Origin of the sequence: Comamonas testosteroni (genome assembly GCF_000761245.1) — a bacterium.
In the GTDB taxonomy this organism is placed as follows: Bacteria; Pseudomonadota; Gammaproteobacteria; order Burkholderiales; family Burkholderiaceae_C; genus Comamonas; species Comamonas testosteroni_C.
The window spans coordinates 86,254-107,373 of sequence record NZ_AWOR01000047.1 but is presented as its reverse complement, the minus strand read 5'-3'; the positions used below and the strand labels follow the sequence as shown (position 1 = coordinate 107,373).

Genomic DNA, 21,120 nt, shown 5'->3' with positions numbered 1-21,120 from the left:
GCTCAGGGGGCTAGCCTTCTCCGTTAATCCATGTCTTCACGATGTTCGCCACCGCGATCGGGTTCTGTTTGGCCAGATGACGAGCCTGATCCAGTCGCTCCTGCTCCTTGGTCGGAGACAGCTCCTTCGCAGGGGCGGGCAGAGCGGGGCGATCCAGCGCCTCGGCCTCAATGGCATTGAGCTGGCCGCCGGGGCTGGTATTGCGTCCCTTGAGCAAGGGGCGCACCAGGCCCAGCAGCACCAGGGCTCCAAACAGCGCCAGCGCAATCGGCACGCCCAGGCTCTTGGCCATGGCCTGAATTTCGGGGTCCTTCCACATCGGCAGCTCGGCAGGTGCGGCACCGCTGTCCATGAAAGGCGCACTAACCAGATTCACCGAGTCGCCTCGGTCGGCGCTATAGCCCACGGTCTCACGCACCAGCGTGAGCAACTGCTCCTGCTGCTGCGCCGTCAGGGGACGCAGGCCGGAGCTGACTGCGGCTGCCGCTGCCGCTGTCGCGGCATCGGTGCCAGCCGCAGCGGCCAGCGGTGCATTGACCACCACCGCAGCCGTCAGGCGCTTGACGGCTCCGGTGCTGCCACGTGTGACCTTGACGGTCTTGTCCACTTCGTAATTGGTGATGGACTCGCGTTTGTTGCCCTGGGCATTGCCCTGGCCTGCGCCAGCGGCCTGCGGCGCAGGATTGGCACCGTTGATGGGTGCGGTGGAGTTCTGAGGTGGCTGGTTGCTGGTCGCGCCAGGCACGCCGGTGGGCGGAGTGGCCGTCTTCTCGCCATTGGTTTCCATCACCTGCTGGCTGCGCACGGCCCCGCCGTCGGTGGACTGATTGGGACGATGCTGCTCGGAGGTTGACTCGGTCTGGCTGAAGTCCAGCTCGGCCGAGACCTGAGCCTTCACATTGTTCTTGCCGACCACGGGCTCCAGGATGTCCAGAATGCGGCGCACATATTGCTGCTCCACCTGCTGGGTGTAGAGGAACTGCTGCATGTCCACGCCGCCAGCGTTGCCATCAGGCGACTGCGAAAGCAGCTTGCCGGTGTCGTCCACCACGCTCACGGCCGAAGGCTCCATCTCGGGCACGCTGGAGGCCACCAGATGCACGATGCCCGCGATCTGCGCACGGTCCAGCATGCGACCCGGATGCAGGCTCAGCAGCACGGAAGCCGAAGGCTTTTGCTGCTCGCGAAAAAATCCGTTCTGATTGGGCAGGGCCAGATGCACGCGGGCACTTTGCACGGCATTGAGCGCGAGGATGGAGCGGGTCAGCTCGCCTTCCAGGCCGCGCTGGAAATTGAGGCGTTCCTGAAACTGGGTGATGCCGAACTTGCTGTTCTCCATCAGCTCGAAGCCCGTCACAGAGCCCTTGGGCAGACCTTGCGTGGCCAGCTTCAGGCGCACATCGTGCACACGGTCTGCGGGGATGAGGATGGCGCCGCCGCCCTCGCTGTACTTGTAGGGCACGTTCATCTGCGTCAGCTGCGCCACGATGGCACCGCCATCCTTGTCGCTGACGTTGGAGAACAGCATCTTGTAATCGGGCTGGCGATAGAACACCGCCGCCGCCACCAGGCCTACAGCGACCAAGGCCGCCAGCGCGCCCCAGCGAAGACGTTGGCCACGGTCGAGCGCATTCCAGCGCTGCGCAAGCGCAGGGCGGGGCGCATACGTGGCACCGGGCACGGCATTGGGGACAGGTACTTCAGCTACAGCAGACATCTTGATTCCATGGTGTCAGACCCCACACGAGGTCTAGCGTCCAGTGGATTATTCGGACTCGGGCCCATGGCGTTCCCCCGATAAGCAAGCCGATTCACCCACTTATTGCCCGTCTGCGATCAAGCGAAAAACCTACGATCACCTCCAACTCACCAAGCCAGTTGGATAAATATATGGACCTGAAGATCCCAGCAATCAACCCCGCCCAGCTGGGCAACCAGCTCACCAAGGTCGGCAGCGCCGGCACCGCGCCCGTGGCCGGCGGCTTCGGTCAGGCCCTGCAAAACGCACTGCAATCGGTGAGCGCCGCTCAAAACCATTCCGGCCAGCTGCAGCGCGAAGTGCAGCTGGAAAACCCCGCGGTCAGCCTGGAGCAGACCATGGTGGCCATGCAAAAGTCGCAGATCGGCTTTCAGGCCACGCTGCATGTGCGCAACCGCCTGGTGCAGGCTTACTCCGATGTGATGAATATGCAGGTGTGATCGGCGCGACGCCGCACATCGCTCAAAAGGCAGATTGCCCTCCAAGGCTTGCCCGCATGTTGTGATGACATGCGGGCTTTTTGCGCCCTGCCCACCCTACCCTCCTGGCAGCGCCCCATAAAAAAAGCCCGATCCATTCAAAGATCGGGCTTTTCGGGCTCAAACGCTTATCTGCAAAGCGCAATCAGCTATATTTTTTAAAAGCCAAGACTGGCCAGCAGATCATCCACCTGGGACTGCGAAGTCACCACGTCGGTGGTGTTTTCGGGATCCACCACCGGGCCGGCCAGCTTAGGCTGCGCGGCTTCCACGGGCGCCAAGGCCGGTATCTGCGCGGCATCTGGCGAGGTCTGGATCAGCAGCTCCAGCAGTTGTGACTCCAGATCGGCCGCCAGGGCCACCACACGAGCAATCACCTGACCGGTGAGGTCGTGGAAGTCCTGCGCCATCATGATCTCGGTCAGATGGCTATTGGTCTGCTCCGTACCCTCTTCCACCTCCTGCAGATAGTTCATCACGCGCCCCTTGGCCACTGCGGCCACAGGATCCTTGATGAGTTCTGCACGCATGGCACGGGTACGCTCGGCCAGCGCATCCTGGCGGTTCTGCGTTACCTCGACCTGACCCAGCACCTTGTTGGCCGCTTCTCCCGTCAGACGGGCGATATAGGACAGACGGCTTTGCGCATCGGGAAGCTCCCCCGCACTGCCACGCAAACGGTCCGCATAGCCCAGCTCATTGAGCGAGTTATGCAACTGGCGCGTGAGCACGCCAATCTTGTAGTGGACGTTGGCGGAAGCCTGGTCGCTGCTCATGGCTCAGAGATCGAGTTTCTTGATGATGAGATTGACCTTCTCTTCCAGCGTGGCCTTGGTGAAGGGCTTGACGATATAGCCGGCCGCGCCGCCCTGGGCGGCAGCCACGATATCTTCCTTGCGGGCTTCGGCGGTCACCATCAGCACCGGCAGATGCTTGAGCTTTTCATCCTGCTTGATCTCGGTGAGCAGCTGAAAGCCGTTCATGTTCGGCATGTTGATGTCGGTCACCACAAAGTCGAACTTGCTAGCACGCAGCTTGGTGATGGCAACCACACCATCTTCGGCTTCATCGGCATCGGCAAAGCCACTCTCCTTGAGCAGATTGCGCACGATGCGGCGCATGGTGGAGAAGTCGTCAACAATCAAAAATCGCAGGGCATTAGCCACGAGAGGCCCTTTCGGTCGGAATAGGTGCGTGGGAACAAGTTTTCAGCCGTGATGGTAACAATTTGTCAACCTCCCGGCATTGGACGTGCATTGTCAGGCTTTTCGACAGTCTCCGTGGCAACTTCAGGGTTTGTTACAACAAACTCTTCCTTGGCATCCAGAGACTGCTTGTCGGCAGCGCTAAGTACTGCGCGCCGGGCCTTGGGTTGATTGATCGTGCTGGCAGCCTCCTCGGCACTGGTCACCTGCTCCGTGCTGCGCTCCTTGTCATTGCCCAGCACACGGCGCTCGGCCTCCTTGGTCAGCACGGTAATCGTGATGCGGCGATTCTGCGCCGCGCGCGGCTCCTCGGGCAGCAGCAGGTCGCTGCTGGACATGCCCACCACGCGCGCCAGCTTGTCCAGCGGCATGCCGGCTGCCACCAGCTCGCGGCGCGAGGCGTTGGCACGGTCGGCCGACAGCTCCCAGTTGCTATAGCCGCGATCGGCATTGCCGTAAGGAGCGGCATCGGTGTGGCCCGAGAGACTGATGCGATTTTCCGCATTGCCCATGGCCGCACCGATCTCGCGCAGGATGTCCCGCATATAGGGCTTGACCACGGCACTGCCACTATCGAACATGGGCCGGTTCTGGTCGTCGACGATCTGAATCATCAGGCCGTCATGCGTGATCTCCGTGCGAATCTGCGAGCGATACTCGTTCAGGCGCGCATTGTTGGCAATCATGCTGTCCACCTTGGCCTTGAGCGCATGCAGACGCTGAGCATCGCGTGCGGACTCTTCGGCCCGGCCCATGGCCTGGCTGGAGCGACGGTTGGCATTGTCTTCGGACTCGGAGCGGCGCACCTGGCCGTGCACCTTGGAGAGGTCGTTGCCGCCGCCCGGCACGATGCTGGAGCTGTTACCCGCACCGCTGCCGCCCGACATCGCCACCTTCAGCGGCGAATTGAAATACGCGGCAATCCCCTGCAGCTCGCCCTGAGCGGTCGAGCCCAGCAGCCACATCAGCAGGAAGAAGGCCATCATCGCCGTCACAAAGTCGGCATAGGCAATCTTCCAGGCACCACCATGGTGGGCATGGGCGGTCTTCTTGACGCGCTTGATGATGATGGGCTGCAGCTTCTTGTCAGCCATGGAAGCGCTCCATCATTAGATTCTGGCGAGAGCGGGCACTCATCACTTCTTACCCTTGACGTGCGACTCCAGCTCCAGAAAGCCTGGACGCTCGGTGGAGAACAGCACCTTGCGGCCGAACTCGATGGCCGTGCCCGGGTTGTAGCCCTGCATGCTGGCCAGCAGCGTCGCCTTGATGCACTCGAACTCCTTGGCCGCATCCTGGGCACGCTGCTCCAGCAGCGCCGCCATGGGCTCCACCAGCGCATAGGCCAGCAAGATCCCGAGGAAGGTACCCACCAGGGCAGAGGCAATCATGCCGCCCAGCACTGCCGGGGGCTGCCCCACGAAAGCCATGGTATTCACCACACCCAGCACGGCCGCAATAATGCCGAAGGCAGGCAAGGCGCCCGCCAGACGATTCAGTGCCATCACCGGCGCATGGGCCTCGGCATGATGGGCTTCGATTTCGCTGTCCATCAGCGCCTCGATCTCGTGCGAGTTGAGATTGCCCGAAACCATCATGCGCAGATAGTCGGTCAGGAACTCGACGACATGGTGGTCGGCCATCAGTTGCGGATAGTTCTGAAACACCGTCGAGGACTGCGGATCTTCCACATCGGACTCGATCGACATCAGGCCTTCCTTGCGCGCCTTCTGCAGCAACTCGTACAGAAGCGCCATCACTTCCATATAGCGCGCCTTGTTATAGCGCGAGGGCTTGAGCGCCGAGGGAATCGCCTTGGCCGTGGCCTTGAGCACCTTGGGCTGGTTGCTGACGATGAAAGCGCCCAGGGCGCCACCGCCAATGGTCACCATCTCGAACGGCAGCGCCTTGACAAGAACGCCCACGCTGCCGCCGTGCAGCACATACATGCCGAAGATGCAGCCGAAGGCGACGATATAACCGATGAGAACAAGCATGGTGCCGATTGTGAAGTTGCAAAAGCGCTGCCATAGGCGCAAAAAGCTGGGCGTTTGGAAGCTAGATCGGCAGCTAGCCGTCGTTATGTAGGGTAATTCTGAATCTAGCAGCGACTTGAAGACTCAGCAGCCTGCAAGCAAGGCAAAGCCCCTTCATTTGTTACATCCCGAAAAATATTTGCAGAACTCTCTAAAGTTTTTGCGGGATGGCTCCGATAACAGCTTCAACAGGGAAACAAAGCCCTGTCACCAGCGAGCCACAGCAGCAAAACATAAGGAACTGCAGGCTGGGGTGCTGGATTGGGCTGCCGCCGCCGCCCACCCTGAATATTTCAGGTCACTGTGGCGGCGACGTTTTGATCGCATCAAGGAGTTCGCATCATGGCAATGACCATCAACACCAATATCCAGTCGCTCAACGCACAGCGCAACCTGGGCACCTCGCAATCTTCGCTGTCGACCTCCATGCAGCGTCTGTCTTCCGGTATGCGCATCAACAGCGCCAAGGACGATGCAGCCGGCCTGGCCATTGCCACACGCATGGGCACTCAGATCACTGGTCTGAACCAGGCTCAGCGTAACGCCAATGACGGCGTCTCGCTGGCCCAGACGGCTGAAGGCGCACTGAGCACCATCGGCGGCAATCTGCAGCGTATCCGTGAACTGGCTGTGCAATCGCGCAATGCCACCAACTCCACCGAAGACCGCGCAGCTCTGCAAAAGGAAGTGGTTCAATTAAAGAGTGAAATTGATCGTGTCGCTTCCACAACTTCGTTCAACGGAACCAATCTGCTTGACGGTTCTTTCACTGCCAAGGCGTTCCAAGTCGGCGCCAACCAAGGTGAATTGATTAACATCGACAGCATTCAAAATGCCTCTGTGAAGTCGCTGGGTAGCTGGAATAGTGTGGCGATCAATGCATCAGTCGCTGGTTCAGTTCCTGATGGCGGCTATGTTGCCCCAATTGCGACAACGACAGCAGTATCTGGTGCTTTTTCGGATGTAACCGGAACCGCTGCTGGTGACAAATACACTCTAAATGTGGGTGGCGTCACCGTTCTCGATAAAACACTGGATGCAGGCGGCACGGCTACTGCCACAGACATTGACAACTCGTTGGCAACAGCAGCGACAAAGGATGCATTGAAGGCCGCTGGTTTGACAGTTTCTGGAAGTGCTGCGAGTGGAACTCTCGCCTTCCAAAAGGCTGATGGCAACGATATCACTGTAACCGAGACAATCTCGGCAACTGCTACCGGTACCGGGGTTGCAGCTGGTTTCGTCACTGCAACCAACGGAACCGCTGCTACCCCAGCATCTTACAATGCACTCACAGCAGGAAACCTGACCCTCAAAGGCACCAACGCCAACGCAATCAATATCCAAGTGCCTGCAGCCTCAACGGGCGCCGAGCGTTCGGAAAAGCTGGCCGCAGCAATCAATGCAGAGACGGATAAAACAGGCATAACCGCAACCGTAAACAATGGTGCACTGTCCTTGTCTTCCACTAAAGGCGACTTTACGATCGGCTCCGACCTGACCGCGGCAAATCTCAAGGCCGCTACCGGCCTGACAGCTGGTATCTCGGGTGGAGCAGCTGGCGGCGTTAGCTTTGTCGCAGGAACCGTGCAAAATGGCTTTGCATCCTTGGACATTTCCGATGTGCGAGGTGCCGACAACGCAATCTTGGCAATGGACGCTGCACTAAAGTCAGTAAATTCCGCCCGAGCCGATCTGGGCGCCATCCAGAACCGTTTTGAATCTGTGGTCTCCAACCTGAGCGTGAACAGCGAAAACCTGTCCGCCTCCAAGAGCCGCATCATGGATGCAGACTTTGCCTCGGAAACCGCCAACCTGAGCCGCTCGCAGATTCTGCAACAAGCTGGCACCGCCATGGTGGCCCAGGCGAACCAGCTGCCTCAGGGCGTGCTGTCCCTGCTGCGCTAATTGCGTCAAGCAGCTGCGCCAGCCATGCGCCGGTGCAGTCAACGCCATGCCAGGCCTCCTTCGGGAGGCCTTTTTGCTGTTCTGCAGCACCCTATATGTAACCGTCAATTGTAAAAATGGCAGGACTTTAGGCCTCTTATCGGTCTTATGTCCTGCATGGCTTGCTCCAACAATCCTCGTACCCGGAATACCAGACTTCGTCCGTGTTTCCGGTCACGTGGGCCAGCGCCGTCGCTGGTCGTGAAAACGGCTAGTACGTCGCCGGTTTACTGGCTTGAAACAGGAGCACACGCCATGGCAGCCATCATCAATACCAATATCCAGTCGCTCAATGCGCAGCGCAATCTGAGCAAATCCCAAAGCCAGCTGGCTACCTCCATGCAGCGCCTATCCTCTGGCATGCGCATTAATAGCGCCAAGGATGATGCGGCTGGCCTGGCCATTTCCGAGCGCATGTCCACACAAGTGCGTGGTCTGACAGTAGCCATGCGCAACGCGAACGACGGCATTTCTCTGGCGCAGACCGCTGAAGGTGCGCTGAGCTCAGTGGGAAATAATCTGCAACGTATTCGAGAACTGGCTGTGCAGTCCCGCAACGCCACCAACTCGGCCGAAGATAGAGCAGCTCTTGATGCAGAAGTGCAGCAACTGAAGGCTGAAGTGACCCGGATTGCCGAGCAAACAGGCTTTAACGGGACAAAACTGCTGGACGGAACCTTCACCAATATGGCATTCCAAGTGGGCGCCAATCAGGGTGAAACCATCAATATTTCAGGCATCGCCAACGCGAACATTGACAAGCTTGGAAGCTGGACGAGTGCCTCAACAAATGCCACGGTGACAGGAAATATTCCTGACGGCGGTTATACAGCGGCAGTACCCACAACCACAGGGACGTCAGGAACGTTTACGTCGGCCGTTGCAAGTGCCGGAGGTGAAAATTTCAAGTTTGTTGTTGGTGGCGTTTCTATTGTTGATCAGACCTCTAGCGCTGCGAACGATACCGTCACGGCTGCACAGATTGATGTTCAGCTGAACACTCCTGCGATTAAAACAGCACTAGCAGCCGCTGGAGTCACGACTACAGGGACAGCAGCTGCTGGAACGTTGAGTTTCCAGAAGGCAGATGGTTCAGCCTTGACTGCTACGATCACTAGTTCATACGCAACAGATGCAGGTTCGTTTGCCACAAGCGGATTTGTTGGAACGAAAAATGGAACTCCGGCGGTAGCCGCCGCATTCCCTGCTATCGGAACTGGCGAATTTACATTGAAGGGAGTGAAGGCTGACGGCTCAACAGGGCCCGTGGTGAATATAGAGGTGCCCGCCGCCGGAAGTGCCAGTGATCGAACATTGGCACTGATGAACGCCATCAACGCTCAGACTCAAGATACTGGAGTTACAGCTTCTGTCATCGGAGGCAAGCTATCGCTAACCTCAAAGTTTGGAGACTTCACCATAGACTCGAGCTTAACCCCTGCCAAACTTGATGACCTCACTGGGCTTACCAAGGGCGTATCTGGTGCAGCCGCAGGAGGAACAGCCTACGCAGCTGGTGTTGCCCAGACTGGATTTGCGGATCTGAGTGTTGGCGACCCCACCAAGGCGGATAACGCAATCTTAGCCATGGATGCGGCCCTGACCGCAGTCAATGGAGCACGAGCCACTTTGGGTGCTGTTCAAAGCCGCTTTGAAAGCACGATTGAGAACCTTAGCGTCGGCACAGAAAACCTCTCTGCATCACGTAGCCGCATCATGGATGCCGACTTTGCTGCAGAAACCGCCAATCTGAGTCGTACACAGATCCTTCAGCAGGCCGGCACGGCCATGGTGGCACAGGCCAATCAGCTGCCGCAACAAGTTCTCAAACTGCTGCAGGGCTGATATCGGCACCTGGCATTTTGTACTCAAGTTCTGCTTCGGCCTGCCGAAACACAATGCGTAGTACTGTCCATAAAGACGGCGCGAAAGGCGCCGTTTGTTCAATGACGCAGACCAGGCGTGCCACACGCCTGCGGTCCTGCGCAGAGGGAGTTTTATATGGCGATCAGCTCAGTCGGCATTGGCAGCGGCCTGGAAGTAGAAACCATTGTCAAGCAACTGGTGGCGCTGGAGTCCAAGCCCATCGCGGCGCTGCAGACCAAGGCCACTGGTATCAATACACAGATCTCGGCCTTCAGCCAGCTGAAGTCGCAAATCTCCAATCTGCAGGATCAGGTGGACAAGCTGGCAAAGCCTGCCACTTGGCTAGGCAATACGCTGACTTCTTCCAACTCCGCCCAAGTGACAGGCACGGCTACTTCCAGCGCGGTGCAAGCCACTTATGACGTGGAAGTGTCGCAGATGGCGGCGGGCCAGACCATTGGCTCCGGCCTGGTGGCCAGCGGCACCACTCTGGGGCCTGGCAAGCTGACCATTTCCACGGGAACTTATGGCGCCAATGGACTGACACCCAATACCAAGGACGGAGCGAACGTCAGTTTTAGCGTGGACATTACCGCGGAGGATGACTCTCTGGCCAAGATCGCAGCCAAGATCAATGCCGCCAAGGGCGATGTCAGCGCCACTGTCCTCAAGGACCACACGGGCGAGCGCCTGGTGCTGCAATCCAAGACCACAGGTGTGAATTCTGCCTTTTCGGTAGAGGCCGAAGGCGCAGGTCTGCAGCAATTTGCTTACAACGGCACCGACGGAACCATGAAGCGCTCCGTCAAGGCGCAGGACACCCTAGCCAAGATCAACGGCATCGACATGGCCTCGCACACCAATGTGTTTGAAGAGGTCGCTGCAGGTGTGACGCTGACAGTAGCGCAGAAATCGGCGGCAGATGCCGCCCCTGTACGCATCACCATTGCCAATGACACAGCGACGGCCAAGACGGCGCTGAAAAACCTGGTGGAGTCCTATAACGCACTCAGCAGCGCCCTGAAGACCATGACCGCTTATGACAAGGACACCAAGGCAGCAGGCACCTTGCAAGGAGATTCGACGGCAGTGAATCTGCAGTCCGCTCTGCGCCGTTTGCTGTCCGGTCCTGGCGGAGAAGGCGGTGAATTCACCAGTCTGTCGCAGATGGGCATTGCCTTCCAGAAAGACGGCACCCTCCAGATTGACGACACCAAGCTGGATAAGGCCCTCAAGGATCCTGACAGCATGTCCAAGTTCTTCACCGCAGACGTTGCCGATGCCAGCCAGGATGGCTTTGCGGTACGCCTCAAGGATTTCACAAGCGGCATGCTGGCCACTGGCGGCACCTTCTCGACCAAGGACGAGACGCTCAAGAATGCCTTGAAGCGCAATACGGCCGATCAGGAGCGCCAGACCGCACGTGTGACAGCCTATGAAGCGCGCGTGCGCGCTCAGTATTCTCGTCTGGATACGCAGATGGCCAGCCTGAAAGCTCTGGACACCTATGTAGCCCAGCAAGTAACTACATGGAACAAGTCCACTAGCTAAGCTATTGAAGCCTGCAGAAAGGACTTAATTGCCCCCTGAGTCGGCCGATAACCAGAACAGTAATTTGAGAAACTGCAACAAAGGAGTTTTGTGATGTTTTCCCCAGCCAATGCGCGCGCAATGTCGGCTTACCGTCAGGTGGGTGTGCAATCCATGGTGGACAGCGCATCGCCTCAGCAGTTGATCAAGATGCTGTTTGATGGCCTGCTTGCCTCCATCAATGCGGCACGCGGCGCGATCGAGCGCGGTGATATCAATGAAAAAGTGCGCCATATCGGCAAGGCGGTGCGCATTCTGCAGGAAGGCCTGCTGGGCGCGCTGGACCGCGAAAAAGGGGGCGAGCTGGCCGGCAACCTGGCCTCGCTCTACGAGTACTGCACCACCCGGTTGACCCTGGCCAATGCCCGCAACGATGCAAGCATGGTCGATGAAGTCGCAGGCCTTGTGAACACGGTTGCACAGGGCTGGAATGAAATAACCAATGCACCAGCACCCGCTGCTGCCTAAAAAATGGAGCACACATTGATCGACTTCTACCGCGCCATAGAGGAAAGCAGTGCCAAGATGCTGCAGGCCGCCCAGGCCAAGGACTGGGACGGTGTTGCGCGCTATGAGGGCACTTGTGCCGTGCTGATCGAGCAGCTGCGCTTTCGCTCGCGAGATGAAAAGCTGGCGCCCGAACTGCGCAAGGAGAAGGCGCGCATCATGCAGCGCATCTTGCGCAACGATGCCCAGATTCGCGTGCTGGCCGAGCCCTGGCTGGCCAGCTTCGAGCATATGTTCGACGGCCAGCCGCATGTGATGCACTGATTGCAAAGCCACTCAAACCAAAAGCCCTGCTGCAGCAATGCAACAGGGCTTTTTGCTTGCAGCGACGACGAGTGATCGATCAAAGCATCCGTGAACCCAATGTCGTAGAACGCCACAAGCTATCGATAGCGAAGCACCAGAACACAGCCAAACGGCTGCGTCACAAAAGCAAAACCGCCACGTGGGCAGATGGAATCTGCCAGCGCGGCGGCTTCTGCTCTGACGAACGGCCCGCGCCTGGCGAACCGTTTCAGGTGTTCAATGCGAGCGCATCTTGGTGCGCAGGCGGGCGATGGCCTGGCTGTGCAGCTGGCAGACCCGCGACTCGGTCACGCCGAGCACGGCGGCGATTTCCTTGAGGTTCATGTCGTGCTCGTAGTACATGCCCATCACGTACTGCTCGCGCTCCGGCAGGGCCTTGATGGCCTCTACCAATGCAGAGCGCATGCGTTGGTCACGCAGCAAGGCAAAGGGATCGGCACCGGAGTCGGCCACATGCCGCTCCAGATAGTCATCGCCATCGTCGCCGTCACCGCCGCCTATGTCCTCGAGATAGACCAGCTGCGTGCCGCGCACCTTGCCCAGCAGGGACTGATAGTCGTCCAGGGCCATGCCCAGCTCGGCCGCGATTTCCGACTCCAGCGGGGGCCGGCCCAGACGCTGCTCCAGGCGGTTGAGCGCCTGCTCGATTTCCTTCTGGCTTTTGCGCGAACTGCGGCTCATCCAGTCGCCTTCGCGCAGTTCGTCCAGCATGGCACCACGGATGCGCTGGCTGGCGAAAGTGTCGAATTGCACGCCTTGCTCGCTCTCGAAGCGCGACAGCGCTTCGGCCAGACCGATCATGCCGACCTGGATCAAATCATCCAGCTCGACGTTCGGTGGCAGTTTGGCGATCATGTGCAAGGCAATCCGACGCACAAGCGGCACATGCTGACGAATCAGCGCGTCGCGGTCGAGTTGGCCTTTGGCGGTGTACATGGCAGTCAATGGCTCCAGACAAGGGATTCAGGTGCGGCAGCCGCCGTGGGCTGGGCATGCATGGGCAGGATGCAGGCCGTCTTGAGCATGTGCAGCGTGAGCTGATGCAGATCGCTGGCCTGACGCCAGCGCAGGCGCACGAGCACCGGGGCATCGCCCAGGTGGCGCTGCGAACACTGTAGCAGTGCATTCAGACGCTGCAAGCGTGTCTGAGCGTTTTGCTTGGCTGTCTGCGAGCTGCTCTGCTTGCGGCTCCAGTCGTATTTCTGTGGGCCGTCTGCTGTCAGCGGCGCTTCCAGCGCGGCAATCGTGCATTCCACACCGGCAAACACGGCCAGATGCTTGAGCTGGCGGTAGCTTTCGATCAGGTGCTCGGAATCGGGCGGTACGACCAGCAGCGGCTGCAGGCCCTGACCTTGCAGCAGCGGTGTCAAGGTTTCGCTGCTCGCATAGATGATCACGGTGGTGTAGCCGCGCACATAGGCTTGCAGGGCCGTCAGCATGTCCAGCCCCATCTCGTCAGCCGAGGCCTTCAGCTGTTTGAGACCCTGCCGCGCCGGCAGGCTGGCCACCGACTGGGCGTCCCCGACGCTTGCGCGCAGTCCCGCCTGGGCCTGCCAGGCATGCTGCGCCAGCAGCTGGGCAAGACCTGGCATGTGAAAGGATTCGGCCTGGCTGCCATCAAGCACCAGCACCTTCTGGCCCAGGCGCTGCAGTTGGGCGCACAGCGGCCACAGCACGGCCTGCTCGGCAGCGGCACCTGACGCACTGTGCAGCACGGCCAGCACGCGCAAGCCGGCGGTGCTGGCATCGCTCATATGCAGAGCCATGCCCTGATGCAGGGGCGAGCGACGCTCAAGCATGGGCAGCCTCTGCGCCGCTGGCGGACGAAGGGGTAAAGAAGAAGTCCAGATCCAGCGACTGCGGATCAAACGCCGACTTGGCCGCCGAGCGCATGGAGGCAGAGACCAGCAACTGCGCATTGGCGCGCTCGAAGTCTTCGGGCACGCGCTGGCCATTGGTCACGCCGCGCAGCTGGATCTGATGGCGAATCAGCGTATCCACCGAGGGGCCGACCTTCACGGCTTCATCGACCTTGGTGAGGATGGCATGTTGCGAGCCGCGCGCCTTGAAGGCCTGCATGACATCGTCCTGCGCATCGCCCTGCGCGGCCGCATTGACGGCCAGCAATTGCTGCACGCCCTCAATGGCCAGCACGTCCATGATCTCGTCCTTGCGCGGATCGCGCGGGGCCACGCCGGTCGTGTCGATCAGCACCATCTTCTTGCTTTGCAGCAGGCCCAACAGGTCCTGCAAAGCCGCCTTGTCATGGGCCTGATGGGCCACCATGCCCAGCATGCGTGCATAGGTGCGCAGCTGGTCATGACCACCGATGCGATAGGTATCCAGCGTGATCAGGCCCACGGAAGCGGGACCGTGCTTGGCCGCACACAGCGCCGCCAGCTTGGCCGTGGTCGTGGTCTTGCCCACACCGGTCGCGCCGACCAGGGCAAACACCCCGCCTTGCTCGTAGATCGCAGGCTGGGCGGCATCGGTGCGCAGATTGCGCTCCAGCACCTGCATCAGCCAGCGCACGGCGTCGCCAGCGGAGAGAGTCTCCGGCAGCTTCTCGATCAGTGCACGCGCAAGTGCGGGCGAGTATCCGGCACGGATGAGCTTGTGCATCAGGCTGGACTGGATCGGGTTCTGACGCGTCTGACCCAGCCAGGTCAGCGTGTTGAAGCGCTCCTCAATCAGATCCTTCATGGACTGCATCTCCTGCATGAAGTTCTGAGGCGCAGCCACGCTGGCGGGCCTGGCGCTTTCCTTGAGCTGAATCTTCTCGGGGCGCAGAGGATTGTGGCGGACCACCGCAGCGCTGGCCGACTGAGACTTGGCTGCCATGGCGGGGCGCTCGTTGTTGCGCTCCTGCACGCGCTGGGCAAACGTGGGCAGTGCTTCGCTGCTGTCAAGCGTCGACTCATGACGACGGCGCAGCATGCGTTCGCGCACATAGTCCTGGAAAGTCAGCGTGCTCATGGACAGTTGCTCCACATCGTCCTGCACGGAGTGCTGAGCCAGTTCATTGATGGCCTTGACCGGCTTGGCCTGAGTCTGCATCTCGCGGGCCTGCTCTTCCTTGGCCGTCTGGCGCGCCTGCACATGCTCCAGCGTACTCATGGCTTCACCGCCCGGGCTGCGCCTGGCAGCAGCGGGGGCCAGAGGCGAGTGCTGCTTGCGCAGGCTCATGCCTTCGTCGCTTGCGCGGCGCTCCAGAGCCTTTTGCAAGGGCGAGCCGGTCTGCATGCCGGCATCCATGTCCTGAAGGGTCTCTTCGGCCGTGGCCATGACTTCCACTCCGTCCGGCGTCTGGCGGTTGGAGAGAATCAGGGTGCCGTCGCCAAAAACCATGCGCGCCTTGGCCAGGGCCTCGCGGGCGGTCGGGGCGTAAAAGCGTTTGATATTCATGCGGTTGCACCTTTAAGAATCGGGCCGATGCGGATGGTGTGCGTCTCGGGAATCTCGCTGTGCGCGAGCACCTGCAGACGCGGCGCCACACGACGCAGCAGCTTGGCAAGAGAGTTGCGGATCGCGTCCGGCACCAGCAGGCAGGCGGGCAGGCCCAGCTCTTCCTGTTGGTTGGCCACATCGACCGCTTTTTGTGTGAGGATTTCAGCCACGCCGGGGTCCAGCGATGGCGCATTGGGGTTCGACAGTGCCTGCACCAGCAGACGCTCCAGGCCGGGCTCGATAGCAATCACATTGAGCTCACGAGTCGGACCGTAGATCTGCTGCACGATGGCGGGCGACAGCGCAATGCGCACGCGACGCGCCAGCTCCACCGGGTCGGCCGTCTGCGTGGCATTTTCGGCCAGCGTCTCGATGATGGTGCGGATATCACGAATGTGCACAGAGTCCTCCAGCAGCAGCTGGAGCACTTTCTGGAACGTTGTGATGGGCACCATTTTCGGGATGACTTCTTCGATGAGTTTGGGGGCCAGCTTGGCCACATGGTCAACGAGCTGCTGCGTCTCGGTACGAGACAACAGCTTGGCCGCGTGCACTTGCATCAAGTGTGACAAATGCGTCGCCATCACGGTTTCCGAATCAACGACGGTAAAACCGGCCATTTGTGCCGCTTCCTTTTGCCGTTCGTCGATCCAGTGCGCGGGCAGACCAAAGGCCGGATCGGTCGTGGCCGTGCCGATCAGCGGCGTGGTGATGCCGCCGGGGTTGATGGCCAGGAACATGCCGGGGAAGGCTTCGCCCTCGCCCACCATGACGCCGCGCAGCGTCATGCGATAGGCGCTGGGCTTGAGCTCCAGGTTGTCGCGCACATGCACGGCCGGCGGCAGAAAGCCGACCTCCTGCGCGAACTTGCGGCGCACGCCCTTGATGCGCGTCAGCAGGTCGCCCTGGCGGCTCTTGTCCACCAGCGCGATCAGGCGGTAGCCCAGCTCCAGGCCCAGCAGGTCCACGGGCTGCAGATCGTCCCAGGTCGCTTCGCCATCAGTTTGCGCAGCCTGCTGCTGGGGCACCGGGGCGCTGTTTTGGGCGGCCAAGCGGGCTTTTTCCCTCTTGTCCAGCACCCAGGCACCCCAGCCCAGCAAGGCACCCATGCTGAGGAACACCAGATGCGGCATGCCGGGAATCAGACCCAGCAAGATCATCACGCCGGCAGTGATGCCCAGCACCTTGGGCGACATGAACAGCTGCTGCACGATCTGGCGGCCCATGTCGGAATCCTTGCCAACGCGCGATATCACCATGGCCGATGCCACGGAGATCAGCAGGCCTGGAATCTGCGCCACCAGCGCGTCACCCACAGCCAGCAGGATATAGCTGTCCGCCGCCTGACTCGCGGACAGGCCGTGCTGGGCCATGCCGATGATCAGGCCGCCGATGACGTTGATCACCAGAATCAGGATGCCGGCAATCGCGTCACCACGCACAAACTTGCTGGCACCGTCCATGGAGCCGAAGAAATTGGCTTCCTCGCCCACTTCGGCGCGGCGGCGCTTGGCTTCCTTCTCATCGATCAGGCCGGCGTTCAGATCGGCGTCCACGGCCATCTGCTTGCCGGGCATCGCGTCCAGCGTGAAGCGGGCCGAGACTTCGGCAATGCGCTCGGCACCCTTGGTAATCACCACGAAGTTGATGACCACCAGAATGCTGAACACGATCAGACCCACGGCAAAGTTGCCGCCGATCAGGAAGTGGCCGAAGGCCTCGATCACCGCGCCCGCGGCGCCGGGGCCGGTGTGGCCCTCCATCAGCACCACGCGCGTCGATGCCACGTTGAGCGACAGACGCATCAACGTGGTCAGCAGCAGCACCGAGGGGAAGGCCGCGAAATCCAGCGGCTTGATCATGTAGGCCGCCACCATCATCACCATCAGCGCCACGGCAATATTGAGGGTGAAGAAGGTGTCCAGCAGCCAAGGCGGCACAGGCAACACCATCAGACCCAGAATGGCCACCACCAGAATGGGAGCGGTCATCCCTTGCAGGGCGCCGACGTTGGAGCCAGACCACTTCTGGAGCAGTTGCAGAGGATTCGACGACATCACAGATTACCTTCTTGCTGCGCAGCAGCATCGACCGCCGCAGGCTGGGTACGGCCACGGTGCGGATCCAGCTCCACGGGTACGGGGGGCTCGCCCAGGACATCGGGCATGGGACCCTGGCCGCTCAGTGCAGCCTTGAGACGATAGACATAGGCCAGCACCTGGGCTACAGCGGTGTAGAGCGCGGCAGGGATGGCCTGGTCCAGATCGGCATGGGCATAGAGGGCACGCGCCAGCATGGGCGACTCCAGCACCGGTATCTGGTGCACGCCCGCGATTTCGCGGATCTTGAGCGCCACCAGATCCGTGCCCTTGGCAATTACCTGAGGAGCGGCCATGGAGGCGTCGTCATAGCGCAGCGCCACGGCATAGTGGGTGGGGTTGGTGACCACAAAGTCGGCTTTCGGCACGGCCGAGACGCTGGCCCGGTCGGCGATCTCGCGCTGCTTCTGGCGGATCTTGCCCTTGAGCTGCGGATTGCCTTCTGACTCCTTGTGCTCCTGCTTGACTTCCTCATGACTCATCTTGAGGCGCGACTTGAAGAGAAAGTCCTGCAGCGGCACGTCGATCAAGGCCACCAGCAGCACCACGATCAGCAGCAGGGTGACGCCCGTGGTCAGCCAGGAACCGACCATGGAGAGCGCCATGGGCGATGGCTGGGCCGAAACCGACGCAATCTCGGCAATATTGGCGCTCATGTACTTCCAGGCCACAAAGCCCAGCACGATGGTCATGAACACCATCTTGACCACCGTGGTCAGCTGCTGCTTGGAAAACAGATTCTTGAGACCCGACAAAGGGTTGAGCTTGCCAAAGCGCGGCTGAATGGGCTTGAAGCTGAAGATCCAGCCACCGGCAGCCACGCCGGACAGCACCGAGGCCGTGGTGGTCACCAGCGCAAAGATCACGGAAATTCCAAGACCCAGCATCAGCATGGACTGAAAGCGCTCCAGCATCAGCGCCGGAGTCTTGGCTGTCGCGGCATTGAACACCAGCTGCTGGGCCATGGCCTCGCGCAGATGATTCATCATGGGCTGGGTGCCCATCAGCACCAGCAATGCGCCCGTGCCCAGAATTGCCAGGTGCGACAGATCGCGCGAGCGCGCACCCTGGCCGTCTTCACGCGTCTTCTGCAGCTTGCGTTCGGTGGCGGGCAGGTTTTTGTCTTGGGATTCGGACATGGCGCACGGACGGATTGGATGTGCCAATTGTCCGAATCCGGCGCCCCTGCAATGCGTGGATAAGCGGCAGCCAAGCCCTGCTTATGCACGACTCTGCCCCACGGTGCATTCACCAATTTAATAGCACCCATCACCCACCCGCAATGGGATAGAGCCTGTTTTCAGTGAATTTTCATCCAGACACTCAGGACTGAGCTTGCGGCATGCCCAGCTTGAGTTCGCTGAGCATGCGCAGCAGCATCCGGTTGAGGTCTTCGGCCTCCCACTCCTCCTGCTCGCGCAGCTGCCGGATGGGCGCCGGGTCACGACTCTCCAGAGCCTGGCTCATCTGCAGCACAGCCGCATAAGGACCGGAGCGCGTGACGATGGCATCGAAAATGCGCTCGTTCAGCGGCGTGCGTCGCAAGATGGTGGCCACCGACTCATGCAGCAGCAAATCCAGCTGCGAGAACAGGCTGCACAAGTACATCTCGCGCTGCAGATCCAGGCTTACCCCGGCCTCGATCAGTTGCTCGGCCAGCCTGGCGCGCAGCACGACCTGCGTGCGCAGAGGCACCAGGTCTTGCTCGGTACAGGCATGGGGCAGCTGGTCGGCCAGCCAGCGCTCCAGCGTGCCCAGCCCCAGCATCACCAGCCCGCGGCGCAGCGAGTCCACGCCGCGACGCAGGCCCAGTGCGGCCGAGTTGGTATAGAGCAAAAAGCGATAGGCCAGCACCGGGTCCGAGCCCAGGATCTCTTCCATCACATCCAGGGACTGTTCCTTGTCGATGGCTTTCATGAGCCTGAAGAGCGCATCGCGCGAGGGCTGGGGCTGCTGCAGCCGAAAGGCCTGCATGGTGTCTGCCACGGGCCAGCCGGCCACGGCGGCCGCTTCATGCTCGTCAAGACAGGAGCGCGCCAGCTCCAGGCTTTGCAGGCTCTGGTACATCTGTCCGTCCAGCAGATTCAGGGGCTGAGTGGCAAAAAAGCCCGAGGCAGTCTCCTTGTCCGCATCCTTCGCCGGCTGGCTTGGGCGCACCACATTGGGCAGTCCCGCGGCTCCTTCAGGCGGCAGGCTCAGCAGGCTGCTGGCAAAGCAGCGCGCCGCATCAGCATCGGGCACATCGGCCAGCGATCCTCCCCAGACCAGCATCAGCCCGCGTGCCTTGGCCTTCTGCACCAGCTCGTAGATACCTTCATCTTGCTGCAGCCAGTCGCCGCGCACCTCTATCCAGGGGCTGCCCTGAGGTGCATGTTCGAGAAGATTGCACAGAACCTGGCGGGACTGCGGCGATATCAAGAGCGGCGGGGCCTGACGGCTCCAGATCTCATCCACCGTGCGCAGGAAATGCGCCATGTCGGCAGAGGAGCCCGAGTCCTCGTGGACATAAAGCTCAATCCCTGCCAGGCGTCGCGTACGTCCCCAGAGCGGCCGATAACCAAGAGTCAAAGAGCTGAGGGCAGACTGGGTCATGGAGGATTTGGACAGGTAGACGACGAGACATCAAGACGGGCAGAACCCGCAGGAATCAGCCAATGTAGTTGAACAGCGAAAGCTTCTGCATCTGCGCATAGGACTGCAGGGCGGCCTGCAAGCCCACCTTCTGCGTCTCCACCTGCGACAGCGCCGTGATCATATCGATATCTTCTGCGCGTGAACGGGCGCCCTCCTGCGTCAGTGCCTGATCCTTCATGTCGGACTCCAGGCCGTCTGCGCGTTTGAGCTGGTCACCCGCATAGCTGCGCATGGCCTGCACCCGATTCATTCCCGAATCCAGCTCGCTCAAGGCGCGCCCCAGACCCTGCTGCAATGCGGTCGATCCCCCCGTGCCGCCCTTGACCGTGGCAATGGCCTGATCGAGCACGCTGAAAATATCGGTGCGTGTGCTTGGAGCCATGGTGAAGCTGTCGCCGTCGGCCGGAGTCCCCTTGATGCTGATCTGCTGACCACCGACAGTAATCGCCTGGCCTTCCTTATAGGGCGTGGACGGAACTACGGGGTTGGTCGCCGTGGTCGAGCTGGAGTTGATCTCGTAGCTGATCACACCGGTAGTCGGATCCTTGGTGAATACCAGGGTGTAGCTATCGCCTGTGACCTTGCTCGGGTCGGTGACCGAGCCCGCATCCGCCCAGGCCTTGCCGGAATTGGAGGCAGCGCCGTTCACCACGAACACCCCGTTGCCGGTAGGCACGTTCAACCAGGCCGCATGACCATCCAGAGAGATGGGCAGGCCGTTGTCGCTGCCGGTGCTCTGGCCGGGGTTGAGCTGGCTGCTCGATCCCGGAGGCGTGCTTTGCAGTGGCGTATCGGGACTACCCAGCCCGCGAAAAATCGGCAGGCCGTTGACGTCCTTGGCATTGGCATAACCGAGAACCTGGTCACGCAGACTCTGCAGTTGCTGGACCAGGGCGTCGCGCGCAACCGAGTCATACGAACCGTTACCAGCACCCAGCAGCAGATCACGAAAATCCTGCAAAGCACCATGTGCCTTGCCCAGCTCGGACTCGCCCTGGGCAATCACATCGCGCTGGGCACCGAGCACGCGCTGGTCATTTTCGGAACGGGTGATGCGGGTGCGTGCACGCTCGGCCTGGGCCGCCGCCACGGGATCGTCGCTGGCGCGCAGCACGCGCTTGCCCGCCGTGGTCTTCTCCATCAGGTCCACCAGGCTGCTCTGACGCGAGCCCAGGTTGTTGATGGTGCTGTCATACATATTGGCCGTGCCAACGCGGTTGATGCTCATGCCTGTTCTCCGGCTGT

General features: G+C 60.7%; 19 protein-coding genes. 7 read left to right on the top strand and 12 right to left on the bottom strand.

The window, feature by feature from the left end; all coding sequences use genetic code 11:
* Positions 1 to 10: 10 nt before the first annotated feature.
* Complete coding sequence (fliF, locus tag P353_RS13770; RefSeq protein ID WP_034370224.1) at positions 11 to 1,717, bottom strand: flagellar basal-body MS-ring/collar protein FliF; 1,707 nt, start codon at positions 1,715 to 1,717, stop codon at positions 11 to 13.
* 173 nt (positions 1,718 to 1,890) lie between these two features.
* Here fliF and fliE point away from each other — a divergent pair, with 173 nt between their 5' ends.
* Positions 1,891 to 2,199, top strand: a complete 309-nt coding sequence (fliE, locus tag P353_RS13765) for a flagellar hook-basal body complex protein FliE (protein WP_003065477.1) — start codon at positions 1,891 to 1,893, stop codon at positions 2,197 to 2,199.
* 197 nt (positions 2,200 to 2,396) lie between these two features.
* Here the strand turns inward: fliE and P353_RS13760 are convergent, their stop codons facing one another.
* The 4 genes from P353_RS13760 to motA form a co-directional block, all read right to left on the bottom strand.
* Entirely contained in the window at positions 2,397 to 3,014 is a 618-nt protein-coding gene (locus tag P353_RS13760; RefSeq protein ID WP_034370220.1) for a protein phosphatase CheZ, read from the bottom strand.
* Between the two features lie 3 nt (positions 3,015 to 3,017).
* Complete coding sequence (cheY, locus tag P353_RS13755; RefSeq protein WP_003059161.1) at positions 3,018 to 3,404, bottom strand: chemotaxis response regulator CheY; 387 nt, start codon at positions 3,402 to 3,404, stop codon at positions 3,018 to 3,020.
* 65 nt (positions 3,405 to 3,469) lie between these two features.
* On the bottom strand, positions 3,470 to 4,537 hold the full coding sequence (gene motB, locus P353_RS13750; protein ID WP_034370216.1) for a flagellar motor protein MotB: 1,068 nt from the start codon (positions 4,535 to 4,537) through the stop codon (positions 3,470 to 3,472).
* Positions 4,538 to 4,579: 42 nt separating this feature from the next.
* Positions 4,580 to 5,440: a flagellar motor stator protein MotA gene (motA, locus tag P353_RS13745; RefSeq protein ID WP_003059167.1), complete on the bottom strand. Its 861-nt coding sequence runs from the start codon at positions 5,438 to 5,440 to the stop codon at positions 4,580 to 4,582.
* Between the two features lie 115 nt (positions 5,441 to 5,555).
* On the opposite strand from motA, the gene P353_RS29225 reads away from it, so the two are divergent.
* The 6 genes from P353_RS29225 (at position 5,556) to P353_RS13720 (ending at position 11,653) form a co-directional block, all read left to right on the top strand.
* A complete protein-coding gene (locus P353_RS29225) occupies positions 5,556 to 5,831 on the top strand; it encodes a hypothetical protein (protein WP_152668620.1) in 276 nt (91 codons plus the stop codon).
* Positions 5,822 to 7,387, top strand: a complete 1,566-nt coding sequence (locus P353_RS13740; RefSeq protein WP_034370214.1) for a flagellin — start codon at positions 5,822 to 5,824, stop codon at positions 7,385 to 7,387. Before P353_RS29225 ends, P353_RS13740 begins: the two co-directional genes overlap by 10 nt.
* 294 nt (positions 7,388 to 7,681) lie before the next feature.
* Complete coding sequence (locus tag P353_RS13735; protein WP_034370212.1) at positions 7,682 to 9,271, top strand: flagellin; 1,590 nt, start codon at positions 7,682 to 7,684, stop codon at positions 9,269 to 9,271.
* A 156-nt stretch (positions 9,272 to 9,427) separates the two neighbouring features.
* A complete protein-coding gene (gene fliD / locus P353_RS13730) occupies positions 9,428 to 10,843 on the top strand; it encodes a flagellar filament capping protein FliD (protein ID WP_034370209.1) in 1,416 nt (471 codons plus the stop codon).
* Between the two features lie 93 nt (positions 10,844 to 10,936).
* The gene (fliS, locus tag P353_RS13725; protein WP_034370206.1) at positions 10,937 to 11,350 is read left to right on the top strand and encodes a flagellar export chaperone FliS; all 414 of its coding nucleotides are present in this window, start codon (positions 10,937 to 10,939) and stop codon (positions 11,348 to 11,350) included.
* A gap of 3 nt (positions 11,351 to 11,353) precedes the next feature.
* Complete coding sequence (locus P353_RS13720) at positions 11,354 to 11,653, top strand: flagellar protein FliT (protein WP_003059178.1); 300 nt, start codon at positions 11,354 to 11,356, stop codon at positions 11,651 to 11,653.
* Between the two features lie 258 nt (positions 11,654 to 11,911).
* On the opposite strand, the gene P353_RS13715 is transcribed toward P353_RS13720, so the two are convergent.
* From P353_RS13715 to flgL, 7 genes are all read right to left on the bottom strand, one after another.
* Positions 11,912 to 12,631: an RNA polymerase sigma factor FliA gene (locus tag P353_RS13715; protein WP_003059180.1), complete on the bottom strand. Its 720-nt coding sequence runs from the start codon at positions 12,629 to 12,631 to the stop codon at positions 11,912 to 11,914.
* A gap of 5 nt (positions 12,632 to 12,636) precedes the next feature.
* Positions 12,637 to 13,494, bottom strand: a complete 858-nt coding sequence (locus P353_RS13710) for a hypothetical protein (protein WP_034370203.1) — start codon at positions 13,492 to 13,494, stop codon at positions 12,637 to 12,639.
* Positions 13,487 to 15,100 (bottom strand): flagellar biosynthesis protein FlhF, encoded by a 1,614-nt coding sequence (gene flhF, locus P353_RS13705; RefSeq protein WP_034370200.1) that lies wholly within the window; start codon positions 15,098 to 15,100, stop codon positions 13,487 to 13,489. The genes P353_RS13710 and flhF overlap by 8 nt, the downstream gene beginning before the upstream one ends.
* Positions 15,097 to 17,199 (bottom strand): flagellar biosynthesis protein FlhA, encoded by a 2,103-nt coding sequence (gene flhA, locus P353_RS13700; RefSeq protein ID WP_034370198.1) that lies wholly within the window; start codon positions 17,197 to 17,199, stop codon positions 15,097 to 15,099. Before flhA ends, flhF begins: the two co-directional genes overlap by 4 nt.
* Positions 17,199 to 18,380 carry an EscU/YscU/HrcU family type III secretion system export apparatus switch protein gene (locus P353_RS13695; protein ID WP_034370195.1) on the bottom strand — a complete coding sequence of 394 codons (1,182 nt, stop codon included), beginning with the start codon at positions 18,378 to 18,380 and terminating at the stop codon, positions 17,199 to 17,201. The genes flhA and P353_RS13695 overlap by 1 nt, the downstream gene beginning before the upstream one ends.
* Positions 18,381 to 18,564: 184 nt before the next feature.
* The gene (locus P353_RS13690; protein ID WP_080750537.1) at positions 18,565 to 19,716 is read right to left on the bottom strand and encodes an HDOD domain-containing protein; all 1,152 of its coding nucleotides are present in this window, start codon (positions 19,714 to 19,716) and stop codon (positions 18,565 to 18,567) included.
* 172 nt (positions 19,717 to 19,888) lie between these two features.
* Complete coding sequence (gene flgL / locus P353_RS13685; protein WP_034370189.1) at positions 19,889 to 21,103, bottom strand: flagellar hook-associated protein FlgL; 1,215 nt, start codon at positions 21,101 to 21,103, stop codon at positions 19,889 to 19,891.
* Between the last annotated feature and the right edge of the window lie 17 nt (positions 21,104 to 21,120).